Raw genomic sequence first — 15,455 nt, forward strand, 5'->3', positions numbered from 1 at the left:
GGGGCAGCACATCTCTCTGCGTATTGAAGGGATAAACGTATGAAAGAAATTGTTGCCGTTGATATCGGCGGAACCCATGCCCGCTTTGCCATCGCTGAAATCAAGGATGGTCGGGTGGTGTCTCTCGGGGAAGCAACGACACTCAAATGTGCCGAGCACGCTTCCCTGGCGCTGGCATGGGAGGCTTTTGGCCGGTCACTGGGGCGCCCCATTCCCCGGGAAGCGGGCATTGCCGTGGCCTGTCCGATCAATGGCGAAGTCCTCAAGATGACCAACAATCCGTGGATCATCCAGCCGGCCCAGCTTGGCAGCCGCCTGAAGCTGGATGATTTCGTTCTGGTGAACGACTTCGGAGCGATCGGTCATGCTGTGGCCCAGGTTGGCCCGGAATACATGAACCACCTGTGTGGTCCAGATGTTGATCTTCCCTCCGAGGGGACCATCACCATTCTTGGTCCGGGTACGGGACTGGGGGTGGCAAGCCTTCTGCGTGGCAAAGATGGGTATCATGTGATCGCAACGGAAGGTGGGCACATGGACTTCTCGCCTCTGGATGCGGTGGAAGATCATATCCTTCAGGCGCTTCGTGAACGTTTCCGTCGTGTTTCTGTTGAGAGAATCGTCTCAGGGCCGGGCCTGACCAACCTGTATGAAGTCATTGCAGAACTTCAGGATCGTCCCATCACCATCAAGGACAACCGCACCCTGTGGACCACAGCGATGGAAGGAACGGACAATCTGGCCGCCGCAGCACTGGAGCGCTTCTTCCTGAGTCTCGGAGCTGTTGCCGGGGACCTGGCTCTTGCCCATGGGGCTCATGGTGTTGTTGTGGCCGGTGGGCTGGGCCAGCGCCTGGCAAATATTCTACCGCATTCCGGCTTTGCTGAGCGGTTCATCGCCAAGGGGCGTTTCGAAACCATGATGAGCGAAATGCCGGTGAAAATCATCACACATCCGCAGCCTGGCCTGTACGGTGCTGCCGCTGCTTATGCCAGCAAAACAGCCAGCAAACAGGCAGAAACTGCTTGATCTGAATGAGGGGAAGGGAGTCATCCAGAAAGAGGATGCTCCCTTCCTTCATCATGATATGATTTTCTGAAAAAATGCAGGTCTGATCGAGGGCCCTGTTCCATTCGCTCCATGTTTTGCCAAGCCGCACCCTTTTTCATCATGTTTCGGGAGAAACAGCTTGGACGAAGTAGAATCTGAAATTCCATGAAGCGCCTGTGTGGCCTGCGACCACACAAAAAACCGTCATCAAAAAGGGAAATTCCCCAGAAATATTACCCCCTTATATACCCCCAAAATTGTGGGATACCTCGAGAATGGCTGTTTCTCAAGGTGTCTGGGACGTATCGGGAGGAATCGGGATAACACCATGGAGGTCTGGGCGGGAATCGAACCCACATACGCGGATTTGCAGTCCGATGCATAGCCATTCTGCCACCAGACCTCAGGTGTGTGTCCTTAATAAGGATTATTACTCACAGGTCAATAGGGAGAAAACGATACAGGGCATTTTTCGCTTATTTTCAGTGAGATTCTCCCTTATAGTCCCTCTTGCGCATCTTTTCCGAAACAGACGACCAAACCGGCAGATTAACGAGCATGAAACTCCCGCCCCATTTTTTTTCAAAAATTAGAAAATCGATGAAGATGGGGCTGGGCCTATGTGTTGGAGCCGGGCTCCTGTGCCAGCATGGCCATGCCCAGACAGCGGTTACAAATCCCAATGGCAACCCGGAGTTCGTCCCTCATACCCTGAAAGATGCCTTGGCTCTGACCTATCTGACGAACCCCCAGCTTCGGGAAGCCCGGGCGCAGCTCCGCTCTGTTGATGAGCAGATGTCCGCAGCAGAGGCGGGGTGGCGACCAACCATTACGGCCAATGGGTCACTGACCTACTACAAGGGCAGCAGCCGCTACACACAGCAGACCGAGATCAATGGCCAGACTGTCAGGCTGCCCAACATCCAGCATTATAACAGTGGCGGTTACAACACGACCGTATCGCTGACCCAGCCCATCTATCAGGGCGGAAAAACGGTTGCGAGCATCCATATGGCCCGCAACCAGATTTTTGCCCAGAGAGCTCGGCTGATAGAAACGGAGCAGGAGGTCCTTTACGGGGCCATGAATGCCTATGTCCGTTTGGTCGCCAATCTTCAGCTCCTCCAGGTCAGCATCAATAATGAGAGGGCTCTGCGGGCCCAGCTGGATGCAGCGAACAGGCGCTTCCGCCTCGGGGAACTGAGCCGGACAGACGTGGCGCAGGCGCAGGGTGCCCTTGCAACAGCCACGGCCGAACGTCATCAGACAGAAGGTGCTGTGCAGGCAGCCCAGGCCAGCTATCTCCAGGTCGTTGGTGTGCCGGCCCCACCAGACCTTGTTCCACCACAGCCTCTGGCCCTGCCTGTCCGTACGGAACAGGAAGCCGTAGCAGAGGCCGTGCGGAACAATCCGAACGTGATCGCCGCACTCTTCAATGAAGCACAGCAGAAAGACAACATCTCCCTCCAGATGTCGGCCATCATGCCCAAACTTTCTGCCGGAGTGGCTTATCAGCGTTCAAAAGATCAGGGGCAGGACCAGTCCCTGCAGGACAACAAATACGCCACGCTCAACCTCCAGATTCCCCTCTATCAGGGAGGGAGTGAATATGCAGCCGTCCGGCAGGCCCGCCAGACGGCCATCGCAGCCCGCAATGAGGTGGATGTCCAGCGCAGGTCTGCCCTGGAGCAGACATCAGAAAGCTGGCAGACCTACATGTCCATCAAGGACACGCTCCGCAGCCACCAGATTGCCGTTTCCTCCAATATGGCGGCCCTTGCCGGTGTCGAAAGGCAGGCTCTTGTCGGTACGGCAACAACCCTGTCCGTCCTCCAGCAGCAGGCGACATTGTTGCAGTCACAGCGTGCACTCATCCAGAGCGTGACATCCCTGGTCACCTCCTCCTACGACATTGCCCGTGCCATGGGCCATCTCACCGCTGTGGACCTGAAACTGAATGTCCCCCTGTATGATGAAAAAGCCTATTATCATGCCGTTAAAAACCGCCTCTGGGGCGTTGGGGATTATCAGGTAAACCAGCCAGGCCGATAAATGGGGGAGGGGTTTTTCACCTCTGCCTATCGGCAAGTTTTCATGCCGGTGATATGAACATCACCCTCTGACACGCTACATCATGACCCGGGAAACCATGTCCGAACAGAATGCACACTCTTCTCTGATTCCTTCCGATCTGGAAAAGGCCTTCATCCCCGCCGATTACGAAACCACGCTTTACAGATTGTGGGAAAATGCCGGGACGTTCAGGGCGGACCCCGGGAAAGGTGGCTCACCTTATTCCATCATGTTTCCGCCCCCCAACGTCACGGGGACACTGCATCTCGGGCACGCCCTGACCTTCACTCTCCAGGATATTCTTATCCGCTGGCAGAGGGAGAAAGGGGCCAATGTTCTCTGGCAGCCCGGTACAGATCATGCCGGTATCGCCACGCAGATGGTTGTCGAACGGGCTCTGGACAAGGAAGGCATCAACAGGAAAGAGCTTGGTCGGCCCCGCTTCATTGAGCGTGTCTGGGACTGGAAGAATGAATATGGCGGGACCATCATCCAGCAGCTTCGCCGCCTTGGTGCCTCGGCGGACTGGACCCGTGAACGGTTCACCATGGATGAAGGTCTGTCACGCGCCGTTCGCAAGGTATTCGTCCAGCTGCATGAAGAAGGGCTGATCTATCGGGACCGTCGTCTTGTCAACTGGGACCCTGTTTTCCGCTCGGCCATTTCTGATCTGGAGGTGGAGAACAGGGAAACAAAAGGCTCCATGTGGCATATCCGTTATCCTCTGGAAAACGGTGGAACCATCACGATTGCCACAACCCGACCGGAAACCATGCTGGGCGATGTGGCTGTGGCCGTCAATCCGGAAGATGACCGCTATACCAGCATGGTTGGCCAGACCATCATCCTTCCCCTGACGGGGCGGCGCATCCCTGTCGTGGCAGATGGACATTCAGACCCGGAAAAGGGAACAGGGGCTGTCAAAATCACACCAGCTCATGATTTCAATGACTTCGAAGTCGGAAAGCGTCATGACCTGCCAGCACCGACCATTCTGGATGAAAGCGCCTGCATCTGGCTGGATGATATCCGTGCCGAACTGGCTGACTACGCTGGCATAAGCGACATCGAGTTCGTCCAGGCTCTGGAAGGTCTCCACCGTGATGAGGCCCGTAAGAAGATCGTTGAAAAGCTGGAAGAGATGGGCTGGCTGGAAAAAGTCGAGCCCCATGTGCTTCAGGTACCCACAGCCGAACGTGGCGGTGCCATTGTGGAGCCGAGACTGACGCTGCAATGGTACTGCGATGCGCCCAGACTGGCACAGCCCGCCGTCGAGGCTGTCCAGTCCGGTGAAATGGTCTTTGAACCCCAACAATGGGAGAATACCTTCTTCGCCTGGATGAGGGACCTTCAGCCGTGGTGCATCAGCCGTCAGCTCTGGTGGGGGCACCAGATACCGGCCTGGTATGGGTCTGATGGAAAAACCTACGTTGCAGAGACGGAAGAAGAAGCCCAGAAGAAGGCTGGCCCTTCCATCACCCTGACGCAGGATGAAGACGTGCTGGACACATGGTTCAGCTCGGCTCTCTGGCCGTTCACGACACTGGGCTGGCCGGACAGGACGGAAGAGCTGGAGTTCTATTATCCAACCAGCACCCTGGTCACCGGCTTTGACATCATCTTTTTCTGGGTATCCCGGATGATGATGATGGGGCTTCACTTCATGGGGAAGGTTCCTTTCCGCAAAATACTGATCCATGGCCTTGTTCGGGATGAGAAGGGACAGAAAATGTCCAAGTCCCGAGGCAATGGTATTGATCCTCTGGATCTGATTGCCGATTACGGGGCGGACGCTACCCGCCTTGCCATTGCTGCGGGTGCTGGGCTGGGACGGGACATCAAGCTGGGCCGTACCCGTGTTGAAGAACATAGAGCCTTCATCACGAAGCTCTGGAACGCCTCCCGGTTCCTCCAGATGAATGGCGTGAAACCGAATCCCGGTTTCAATCCATCTGCTGTCCAGTCCACCATGGCCCGCTGGATTCTGGAGGAAGCCCGCAAGGCCGTGACACAAGCCGATGCGGCACTGGAAGCCTCCCGTTTTGATGAGTACACACGCTGCTGTTACAATTTTGTCTGGAATATTTTCTGTGACTGGTTCGTGGAATTCTCCAAACCGACCTTCCGGGCCGGTGGTGTGGAGGCAGAAGAGCTGAAGGCAGCTGGTGCGTATGTACTGGGTATTATTCTGCGCATGATGCACCCCGTCATTCCATTCGTGACCAGCACGCTCTGGGAGAAGCTGGGTTATTCTGGACCGTTTGGGACCGACAGCTGGCCTGAGATTCCCCAGATTGCCGGTGCTGAAGACGCTGCGGATGAAGTCAACTGGGTCATCCGGTTGATCAGTGATGTGCGGACTGTTCGGGCAGAAATGAATGTTCCGCCATCCCAGAAAGCCCCGCTGCTGCTACGTGATGCTTCGGAAAAAACGCTCGAACGGGCCCGTAAATGGCAGGCTGCCATCGACCAGATGGCTCGTGCCTCCGAAGTTTCACCACTGGCAGGGGAGCCGCCGAAAATGGCTGCCCAGCTCATTCTGGATGAAGCAACCATCTTCCTGCCGCTGGAGGGTGTGATCGACCTTGAGGCGGAAAAAGCCCGTCTCCAGAAGGAAATCACACGGCTTGAGGGGGAAATCGGCAAGGTCGAAAAGAAGCTCGGCAATGAGAACTTTGTTGCCCGTGCCAAGCCTGAGGTTGTTCAGGAAAATCGTGACCGGCTGGAGACGTTCCAGCAGGAGCTTGCCAAGCAGAAAACAGCTCTGGGGCGTATAAGCTGATTTCCCGTTGCCATCAGAGTAAAAAAAAGCCTGCCCTGAAGCGGCAGGCTTTTTTTATTGCAAGGGATTTATCGAGAGGGACGGTACTGACAACCGTCCCTGATATTACAGCTTCTTGACGATGATCTGGGACAGATCCCGAACAGCCCCATGGGCTGCACTGGTCGTCATGGCCGCATAAGCCTTCAGAGCCGTGGAAACGACACGTTCACGCTGAGGCTGCCAGCCTGCAGAGCCCTTCCCATGCATGGCAGCACGGCGCGCTTCAAGCTCTGTCTCCGACACTTCCAGATGCAGACGCCTTTCAGGAATGTCGATGATAATGGTATCACCTTCTTCCACCAGGCCGATCAGACCGCCTTCAGCGGCTTCCGGAGACATGTGACCAACAGAAAGCCCAGAACTCCCGCCTGAAAAACGTCCATCAGTAATCAGTGCGCAGGATTCTCCCAGCCCCATGGATTTAAGATAGCTGGTCGGGTAGAGCATTTCCTGCATTCCCGGTCCGCCTTTGGGCCCTTCATACCGGATGACCACGACATCACCCGGTATGATCTCCTTGCCCAGAATGGCATTCACCGCAGCATCCTGACTGTCAAAGACACGGGCTCGCCCCTTGAACTTCAGAATATGTTCTGCAACCCCTGCCGTTTTGACGATGGCGCCATCCAGCGCCAGATTTCCATAAAGAACAGCCAGCCCGCCATCCTGCGAGAAGGCGTGGTTCCGGTCACGCAGAACACCGGTCCGACGGTCCCGGTCCAGCTCCCTGTACAGGCTGTTCTGGGAAAAAGCCTCAACCGTCCGCACACCACCAGGCGCTGCCCGGAACAGCTCTTCCGCCTCATCCTGATTCTGCATGATGTCCCAACGCCTCAGGGACGCCGCCAGCGTAGGAGAGTGCACAGTCGGCGTTCCCGCATCAATCAGGCCGGCACGATCCAGCTCTCCAAGAATGGCCGGAATCCCGCCAGCCCGGTGGACATCCTCCATATGTACATTGGCAACGGAGGGCGACACCTTGCAGAGGTGAGGGACCTTCCGGGACAGGGCATCAATATCACTCATCGTGAAATCGACTCCGGCTTCCCGGGCTGCGGCCAACAGATGCAGCACCGTGTTGGTGGAGCCCCCCATGGCAATGTCCAGCGTCATGGCGTTGGTGAAAGCCGCCTTCGTAGCAATGCCACGGGGAAGAGCCGTTGCATCGCCTTCCTCATACCAGCGCTTTGCCAGCTCTACGCTCAGGCGGCCAGCCCCAAGAAAAAGCTCCTTACGTTTGGCATGTGTCGCCAGAAGAGAGCCATTGCCCGGCAGGGAAAGACCAAGCGCCTCCGTCAGACAATTCATGGAATTGGCCGTGAACATGCCCGAGCATGAACCGCAGGTCGGACAGGCGGATCGTTCCACACGTTCGGAGATGTCATCACTGACACGTTCATCAGCTGCCGCCACCATGGAGGTCACAAGATCAACCGCCCGCTCAATGCCGTCCATGTCTGCCTTGCCAGCTTCCATTGGCCCGCCAGACACGAAAACGGTCGGGATGTTCAGCCGTAGCGAGGCCATGAGCATGCCCGGTGTAATCTTGTCACAGTTGCTGATACAGACCAGCGCATCGGCACAGTGGGCATTGACCATATATTCCACGGAATCCGCAATCAGTTCCCGTGAGGGCAGGGAATAGAGCATCCCGCCATGCCCCATGGCGATACCGTCATCCACGGCAATGGTGTTGAATTCCCTGGCCACACCACCGGCTTCCTCCACAGCCGAAGCCACCAGAGCTCCCATGTCCTTGAGATGGACATGACCGGGCACGAACTGGGTATAGGAATTGGCAATGGCAATGATGGGCTTGCTGAAGTCCCCATCCTTCATGCCTGTCGCTCTCCAGAGCGCACGGGCCCCTGCCATGTTGCGGCCACGGGTGCTTGTATGGGAACGATAGGCAGGCATTCAGGAAACCTCTTTCAAAAAAAATATTTCAGGGCGTTCTATAGCAAGAAACGGTAACATAAAACAAAAAAATTGAAAGATATGAAAAGCATGGTGATTGCCCCCTAGCGATACAGGCCGCTGAAGGCCATATGCAGGGCACTCACGATTTTACACGGACAGGAGCAACCATGACACAGACATCATCCATCATCCTTGGGGGCGGGTGCTTCTGGTGTGTCGAAGCCATCTTCAACGGTCTCAGGGGCATCATCTCTGCCAAACCCGGGTATGCGGGTGGTCATGTAGAGCATCCCAGCTACAAGGCTGTCTGTACCGGCAGGACCGGCCATGCCGAGGTAGTACGGGTGGTGTTCAATCCTGCTGAAATTGGTCTGGAAGATATTCTCCGGGTTTTCTTCACAACCCATGACCCGACCCAGCTGAACAGGCAGGGCAATGACGTAGGCACGCAATACCGCTCCGTCATCTTTGGTGATGAAGCCCAACAGGCCGTTGCCCGGACAGTCCGGGACGACATTGCAGCCCAGAACATCTGGGAGGCACCGCTTGTCACCTCCATTGAGGGACCTGCCCACTTCTGGGAGGCGGAAGAAAGCCATCATGATTATTTTGCCCGCAACCCGGAAACAGCCTATTGCGCCGCTGTCGTGGCCCCCAAGGTTGCCAAGGCCCGCAAGCTCTACCGGGACCGGCTGAAATAATCAGTTCTCCATCATGACAACAGTGGAGGAACGGAAAAAGGTTCCTTCACTCGTCATATTCCAGCAGCACACGGTCCGTTTCTTCATCATAGCCAAACAGATTGGCATAACGGGCCCATGATATGGCTGTATTCATTGTCTGCCGGGCATAGGTTGTGGACATGGTATCTTCCAGCTTGCGGCGGAATATATCAGCATCCATGGCATGGTTGCTCCGCTCATCCAGCGTGCTGCGGATCAGCTTCAGCAGCGGGACGGAATGAAGCAGGGCCGTCCGCATGATGTCCCGGCGCGCATCGGCATCGCCTTCCACGAAGGTACGGCCCGTGCTGGTAAGCATGATGTCTCCATCCTCCAGCTCTGCAAAATCCAGCAATTGCAGGGTTTCACCCAACGGGAAAAGGTCATCAAGAGTCATCTGGAGTTGATTGGCCAGCTCCGGCAGGTCTGCCCGACCAGAGAGGGGCGCATGTTCCAGCGATTCCATGAGGCCGACCAGAAGTTCAATGGAAATGTCGGGCAGCACGATGAAGGAATCACTTTCATCCTGAACCTCTCCCTGATCGGGCGCGGAAAGGTCAGCCTCCGAAACACTGGGCGCCCGAAGGGTCATCAATGTATATATCTGATCCACAAAATGGCGGAAATCATCGTCCTGACGATTCCGGGGATGGGGGAAGGGCACAACAATCTCATGCGTGATACGCCCTGGCCCCGATGAAAACAGTAAAATCCTGTCACACATCAGCACGGCTTCTTCAATGGCATGAGTGGCCAGCACCATGGCTTTCAAAGGTCCCAGCCGATGTTCCTGCCACAGTTCTATCAGGTCTGTTCGCAGGTTTTCGGCGCTCAGATGATCGATATTGAGAAAAGGCTCATCAAGCAGAAGGATTTCAGGCTGCCGTGCCAGAGCACGGATCAGCGAGGCCCGTTCTGCCAGAGCATCAGAAAGCTCTCTCGGATAGGCACCTTCATATCCGTCCATATCGAGGACCTCGATGATGGCATCCGCAATTTTTTCCCGCTCTTCCCGGGGCTGACGTCTGGCCTCCAGAGCAAGAAGAACATTTTCCCGTACTGTCAGCCATGGAAAGAGAACATCATCCTGAAGGATGATGGACACCGTTTCGAGCGCCTGGGCAGTAGCTCGTCCTTCCCGCCAGAACACTTTCCCCTTTCGGGGCTGTTCCAGGCCAGCCATGATCTTCAGAAGGCTGGATTTGCCCGAGCCTGAACGTCCGACAAGCCCCAGAATTTCCCCCTCCCGAACATCCATGTTGACCTGTTCAACAATGGGAACGTCCTGATGGCGGGATTTATGTGCAAACTGTGCACAGTCGGCCAAGCGTAAGATAGCACTCATGAGCTAGATCCTATAACGGTGCGCCATGCGCTCCTGCAATGGAATGCAGATACCCCATCGGACAGACACAGCCATCAGCGTCATCAGGCACAGCAGGATGCCCTGTACACTATAGGCGTGAGCCTGAAGAATACGCAGATGGAGCGTTTTCCTTTCCAGCAGAGCGGCCAGATAGACATTGTCCCAGAAAAAAGGCAGCGCCACGACAGCTGCCTGCAGCAGAGGCGGGCAAAGCAGGGGCAGGCGGACATCCTTCCAGAATGACCACAGGGGCAAACGAAGATGATGCCCCATCACGATGAACTGACGCCCCGCAACGTCGGCTTCCCGAAGAAACGCCCAGCCAGTGATGCCCATGACCGCCAGAGCCGGCATGACATTCAGAGGGACGGTTACGGACAGTCCCAGCCAGACCATGAAAACAGGAAAAAGCGCTACCACCAGGCAGGCCTTCCGGATCCGCTTCTGCACCTGTACAGGAGCACCCAGCAGCAGGCCCCCCAGCCACCCCCAGACTCCACCAACCAGACAGACCGCTACCACAAGAGCTCCCAACGGCCCCGGTATGCCCCAGAACCCCCAGGAAAGGATCATGGTCAACATGGTTCCGGCTCCTCCCAGCAGGCAGCGCCTCTTCCAGGAAGCGGAACGCTCCTCCAGCCTCTGTGTCTGCATCTGGTCACAGACGGCATAATGCCGACCGTATCCGCGCAGGGGCGCAATGAGACCATGCTGAACCAGCAGCACAGGCACCAGCATGAGAAGCAGTACGCCACAGGCGGACAACTCTCCGCCTGTTTTCAGAGCCGAGAGAAGTGCTCCCCCCAACCCGGAAGGGGTATGGGAAAGAAACAGTGCAAGAACCAGCTCCCCTCCCAGAATACGGAGCCAGAAATCGGGCAGGTCCCTCAGAACGGACCGTACGAGTTCAGGGAAGGCAAACGGGATGTGAAGGCGCCAGAAACCCTGCCAGCGCCCCAGCCGCAAGGCTCTTGCCGTTTTCAGAAAACTGGACGGGATTCCTGTTTCCGCTTTCAGGGTGGCGTGGACACTCCTGACCAGCAGGCTGAAGCAGCCCACCGCCACGACATCCCAGAACGGCGTCATGACCATACAGAACAGCCCGACAAGGCAAAGGGAGGGAATTTCTCCCAGTATGGCCGTCACACCAGCCAGCGCCCGACGCAGGCCAGTCGAACAGGCCGCCAAGGAGAGGAGAACACAATGCCCCGCAGCCGCCAGAAGCAGCGCCACCACTCCCTTGCCCAGGGTCCAGAACATATCATCCCATGGAGACGGGAAGACAGGGAAGGGCACCAGACCACATGCCCGCAGAAGCCCATACAGTCCCCCCAGAATCAGGACACAGCAGGAGAGACCACTTCCTTGATAAGCCAACAGCCAGTGCCTGCTTCTTTCCCCCAGTCTGGAAAGGTACGCAAAGGGCCAAGTATCCCGTCTCATGGCTGGCCCATGGCCGAATGAATCTTCATGACCGACCCCTCAAAAATCAGCCGCCGGGACTGGAAAACCGGTCAATGGCCGGTACTGCCGAAGCCCCCATGCCCTCGGTCTGTTGTATCAAGGCTGCTGCACTCCTGCCACTGCATTCTCACGACAGGCGCCAGAACCCCCTGGGCAATCCTCATCCCACGTTCGATGACAAAATCTTCCGCCCCGGCATTGATGAGGATGATGCGGATTTCTCCCCGATAATCTTCATCAATGGTGCCGGGACTGTTGGGCACCATGATGCCGTGCTTCAGGGCCAACCCGGAGCGGGGACGTATCTGAAGCTCATGCCCCTCAGGCAGGGCAACACACAGCCCTGTCGGCACCAGTTTCCGCTCCCCCGGACGAAGTATCAGAGGCTCCTGCACCGCCGCCTGGAAGTCAACACCGGCAGCTCCGGCAGTTCCATAGGCAGGCAGCTCCAGCCCCTCGGAATGGGGGAGGCGAAGAATACGGACTTTCACGACATCGGACATGGCTTGATCCCCTCACAGCTAAAGCCAGAGGACTGTTAATCCTGTTTCTGGAAAAAAGCCACCACCCGCTCTGCAAGCTGTTCTGCCAGAGCGGGTTTGGTCATTTCTGGCCAGCTCTCCGTTCCATTCTCTGTCAGGAACAATACCTGATTTTTCTGCCCACCAAACGGATGCCGGCTCACATCATTGGCAAGAAGCCAATCACACCCCTTGCGGCGACGCTTCTGCTCCGCATGACTCTGAAGATCATCCGTCTCCGCCGCAAACCCGACAACCAGTGCCGGACGTTTTGCAACATGGGACAGCGTGGCCAGAATGTCAGGATTCTCTCTCAGGGAAAGAACAGGCGGAGCCTCTGCCGTTTTTTTCATCTTCCGGCTGCTGACAGTCTCAGGGCGCCAGTCACTGACAGCTGCCACACAGATGGCTGCATCAGCCGGAAGCTGTGCAAGGCAGGCAGCCTTCATCTCTTCTGCCGTCCTTACGTCAATCCGCTGGACAGACGGTGGAGTGGGCAGAAAGACAGGACCACTCACGAGCCGGACGTCGGCACCTCTGGCCGCCAGAGCGCCTGCAATGGCATAGCCCTGAAGCCCTGATGAATGGTTGGAAATGAAGCGGACAGGGTCAATCGGCTCTACCGTCGGGCCGGCCGTGACAATGATACGGCACCCCCTCAGGCCTGTTCCCCCGACAAGGTTGAACGGACTGCCGCCAGAATCTCGTCCAGCTCTGCCAGACGTCCCATGCCGGTTTCACCACAGGCCACGGCACCATGCGCCGGACCAACGCATCGGACACCCCGCTGCTCCAACAGGGCAAGATTGGCCTGTGTGGCAGGATGGGACCACATGTGAGGATTCATGGCCGGTGCCAGAAGAATGGGAGCTGCCGTTGCCAGGAGAAGGGTCGTGGCCAGATCATCAGCCATGCCCTGTGCCATGCGAGCCATCAGATTGGCCGTGGCCGGGCAGACCAGCACCAGGTCGGCCGACCTGGCAAGAGCGATATGACCGATCTCACTTTCCTGCCCGGGGCGGAACAGCTCATCATGGACAGGAGCGCCACACAACACTTCCAGGGACAATGGCGTCACGAACTGCTTCGCCGCTTCCGTCATGACGGGCACGACCTCCATGCCCTCATGCCGGAGCTGCCGGGCGAGATCCAGCGCCCTGTAGGCAGCAATGCCACCTCCCAGAATGAGAATGACGCGGGCCATGCTCAAAGCCGCCAGCCAGAATGAATGGCCACGATCCCTCCCGAAAGATTCTGATAGGATACACGATCCATCCCCGCCGCCCGCATCATGCCTGCCAGTGTTTCCTGATCCGGGAACATGCGGATGCTTTCGGCAAGATACTGATAGCTCTCCGCATCACCAGCAATCATCTGCCCCATGCGGGGCAGCACCTGAAAGGACCAGAGATCATAAAGGGCCGAGAGGGCCGCCACATCCACTTTCGAAAATTCAAGGCAGAGAAAACGCCCGCCCGGCTTCAGCACACGACGGACCTCCCGCAGGACAGCATCCTTGTCCGTACAGTTGCGCAGTCCGAACGCCATGGAGACCCTGTCCATCGAAGCATCAGGAAAAGGCAGTGCCTCGGCATCGGCAACACAGACATCCATCTCCCCGATCAGCCCGGCCTTGATGGCCCGCTGACGGCCAACTTCCAGCATGGCCTCGTTGATGTCCGAAAGCACGGCATGGCCACCACCACGACGCAACCAGCCAAAAGTGATGTCTCCCGTACCGCCAGCAAGGTCGAGCAGCCTGTATCCCGGCTGCGGGGACAGCATGGTCACGAAGATGCGCTTCCAGACCCGATGGATACCGAGGGACATGGCGTCATTCATGACGTCGTATTTGCCAGCAACGCTTTCAAAAACCTGTCGGACCAGCGGTTTCTTTTCGCCCCGTGGCACATCACGGTAGCCGAAATCAATCGTATCAGCCTCAAAATCAGCTGACGAAGAAGAGGAGGTATGGGAAGAATGGTGTTCAGTCATATGCCACCGTTATCTCATTGCGGATATTTATGCCAGAACTCCCAGAAGTTGAAACCATTCTCCAGAGCATGAAGGCTTCGCTGAAGGGGCACAGCCTGTCCAGCGTGGAGGTCAACCGGCCTGACCTGCGTCTGCCTTTTCCGCCAGGTCTCTCCACAATCCTCCTCCATCAAACGATCATCCAGTTGAGACGTCGTGCCAAATATATTCTGATGGATTTCCAGCATGGCTGGACCCTTCTCATACATCTGGGCATGTCCGGCAGGCTGTTCATCGACCCTGCCCGCCAGAATCTGCCACCCCGCAAGCATGAGCATCTCGTCCTGTGGACCAGCAACGACCATCGTGTCGCCCTGGTGGATCCCAGACGTTTCGGCATGGTCTGTCTCTTCCAGACAGAACAGGAACACCAGCAGCCACAGCTTGCCCATCTGGGAGTGGAACCTCTTTCTGACCAGTTTACGGCAGAAACCCTTGCGGCAACCCTGGTCACGACACGGATGCCTATCAAGAATGCCCTGCTGGACCAGCGCCGGATTGTCGGACTGGGGAACATCTATGTCTGCGAAGCCCTGTTTCGGGCCCGCATCCATCCCGCACGGGCCGCTGACAGTCTGAGCAAGGCGGAGACAAAACGTCTCTGCAGCCTCATTGTGGAGATACTCCAGACGGCTATTGCAGCCGGAGGCTCCACATTGCGGGACTATGTGCACACTGATGGCCAGCCAGGGACTTTCCAGACCCTGCATCTTGTCTATGGCAGGGAAGGGCAACCCTGCCCAGCATGCCTGGCAAAAGGGTATTCCATCCCCATACAGCGTATGACACAGAGCAGTCGGTCCACGTTTTTCTGTCCACACTGCCAGAAAAAGTTGCGTAAGTGACCCGTTATTGCCGCAGGATATGAAGACAGTGCTTGACGCCATGTCAGCGGAGCGGTAGAGGGGCAGACATTATTTTTTAGCGAACTATCCGCAGGAAACCTGAAGCCCATGGCAAACAACGCATCTGCCCGTAAACGCATCCGTCAGAACGAGCGCCGCCGTCTGCGCAACGCTTCCCGCCTGTCCCGTATGCGTACCTTCATCAAGAATGTTGAGAAGGCCATCCTGTCCGGCGACAAGAATGCAGCGGCAGAAGCACTTCGTGCGGCCCAGCCTGAGATGCAGCGTGCAGCTGGCAAGGGTGTGATTTCCCGCAACACGGTCAGCCGCAAGCTCTCCCGCCTCTCTGCCCGCATCAAGTCTCTTACCGCCGCTGCCTGATCGTCCGATCCAGGCAGAATGGCCCGTTTCATCAGGACCTGATGAAACGGCTTCGGGCGCGCCCACTGGGCGCGTTCTTTTTTTGCCCTCACGCAAGGCGGGGTCGTATCATGGCCCAAGCAGGCTTTCCCTTTCCTGAAGGTTAAGCTAGTGTGGCAAGGCACCCAACGCCCCGGCAAAAACACTTGATTACCCCTTCTGGCGGGTTCTACCCTAGCCGAAGGCCTGCAAGACCATGAAGTACGGAGATCAGAA

11 protein-coding genes, 1 tRNA gene and 1 pseudogene are annotated in these 15,455 nt (G+C 56.9%); 6 read left to right on the forward strand and 7 right to left on the reverse strand.

Going from position 1 to position 15,455, the window contains the following annotated elements; all coding sequences use genetic code 11:
• Positions 1-39: 39 nt before the first annotated feature.
• Complete coding sequence (glk, locus tag DTQ13_RS09140; RefSeq protein ID WP_248460648.1) at positions 40-1,029, forward strand: glucokinase; 990 nt, start codon at positions 40-42, stop codon at positions 1,027-1,029.
• Between the two features lie 350 nt (positions 1,030-1,379).
• Here glk and DTQ13_RS09145 read toward each other — a convergent pair.
• Positions 1,380-1,453 (reverse strand) — tRNA-Cys (locus tag DTQ13_RS09145).
• A 197-nt stretch (positions 1,454-1,650) separates the two neighbouring features.
• Between DTQ13_RS09145 and DTQ13_RS09150 the strand changes: the two genes are divergently transcribed.
• Both DTQ13_RS09150 and DTQ13_RS09155 read left to right on the forward strand, forming a co-directional pair.
• Entirely contained in the window at positions 1,651-3,102 is a 1,452-nt protein-coding gene (locus DTQ13_RS09150; RefSeq protein ID WP_081563152.1) for a TolC family outer membrane protein, read from the forward strand.
• Between the two features lie 97 nt (positions 3,103-3,199).
• A complete protein-coding gene (locus tag DTQ13_RS09155; protein WP_248460649.1) occupies positions 3,200-5,905 on the forward strand; it encodes a valine--tRNA ligase in 2,706 nt (901 codons plus the stop codon).
• Between the two features lie 105 nt (positions 5,906-6,010).
• Here DTQ13_RS09155 and ilvD read toward each other — a convergent pair whose 3' ends face one another.
• On the reverse strand, positions 6,011-7,864 hold the full coding sequence (gene ilvD, locus DTQ13_RS09160) for a dihydroxy-acid dehydratase (protein WP_081563153.1): 1,854 nt from the start codon (positions 7,862-7,864) through the stop codon (positions 6,011-6,013).
• Between the two features lie 170 nt (positions 7,865-8,034).
• On the opposite strand from ilvD, the gene msrA reads away from it, so the two are divergent.
• On the forward strand, positions 8,035-8,568 hold the full coding sequence (msrA, locus tag DTQ13_RS09165) for a peptide-methionine (S)-S-oxide reductase MsrA (protein WP_043560130.1): 534 nt from the start codon (positions 8,035-8,037) through the stop codon (positions 8,566-8,568).
• 46 nt (positions 8,569-8,614) lie between these two features.
• On the opposite strand, the gene DTQ13_RS09170 is transcribed toward msrA, so the two are convergent.
• From DTQ13_RS09170 to ubiE, 5 genes and pseudogenes are all read right to left on the reverse strand, one after another.
• Positions 8,615-9,934, reverse strand: coding sequence for an AAA-associated domain-containing protein (locus DTQ13_RS09170; protein ID WP_103765538.1), 1,320 nt, complete (start codon positions 9,932-9,934; stop codon positions 8,615-8,617).
• Positions 9,935-9,937: 3 nt separating this feature from the next.
• Positions 9,938-11,215 (reverse strand): hypothetical protein, encoded by a 1,278-nt coding sequence (locus DTQ13_RS09175; RefSeq protein ID WP_248460650.1) that lies wholly within the window; start codon positions 11,213-11,215, stop codon positions 9,938-9,940.
• A 254-nt stretch (positions 11,216-11,469) separates the two neighbouring features.
• The gene (gene dut / locus DTQ13_RS09180) at positions 11,470-11,922 is read right to left on the reverse strand and encodes a dUTP diphosphatase (RefSeq protein ID WP_043560125.1); all 453 of its coding nucleotides are present in this window, start codon (positions 11,920-11,922) and stop codon (positions 11,470-11,472) included.
• A 35-nt stretch (positions 11,923-11,957) separates the two neighbouring features.
• Positions 11,958-13,144: pseudogene (coaBC, locus tag DTQ13_RS09185) on the reverse strand (bifunctional phosphopantothenoylcysteine decarboxylase/phosphopantothenate--cysteine ligase CoaBC).
• A 2-nt stretch (positions 13,145-13,146) separates the two neighbouring features.
• Positions 13,147-13,935 (reverse strand): bifunctional demethylmenaquinone methyltransferase/2-methoxy-6-polyprenyl-1,4-benzoquinol methylase UbiE, encoded by a 789-nt coding sequence (gene ubiE / locus DTQ13_RS09190; protein WP_081563158.1) that lies wholly within the window; start codon positions 13,933-13,935, stop codon positions 13,147-13,149.
• A gap of 29 nt (positions 13,936-13,964) precedes the next feature.
• Between ubiE and mutM the strand changes: the two genes are divergently transcribed.
• A complete protein-coding gene (gene mutM, locus DTQ13_RS09195; RefSeq protein ID WP_248460651.1) occupies positions 13,965-14,819 on the forward strand; it encodes a bifunctional DNA-formamidopyrimidine glycosylase/DNA-(apurinic or apyrimidinic site) lyase in 855 nt (284 codons plus the stop codon).
• 108 nt (positions 14,820-14,927) lie between these two features.
• On the forward strand, positions 14,928-15,200 hold the full coding sequence (gene rpsT / locus DTQ13_RS09200) for a 30S ribosomal protein S20 (RefSeq protein WP_043560115.1): 273 nt from the start codon (positions 14,928-14,930) through the stop codon (positions 15,198-15,200).
• Positions 15,201-15,455 lie beyond the last annotated feature (255 nt).

The sequence above is a fragment of the Parasaccharibacter sp. TMW 2.1888 genome, assembly GCF_023167265.1.
Taxonomy (GTDB): Bacteria; Pseudomonadota; Alphaproteobacteria; order Acetobacterales; family Acetobacteraceae; genus Bombella; species Bombella apis.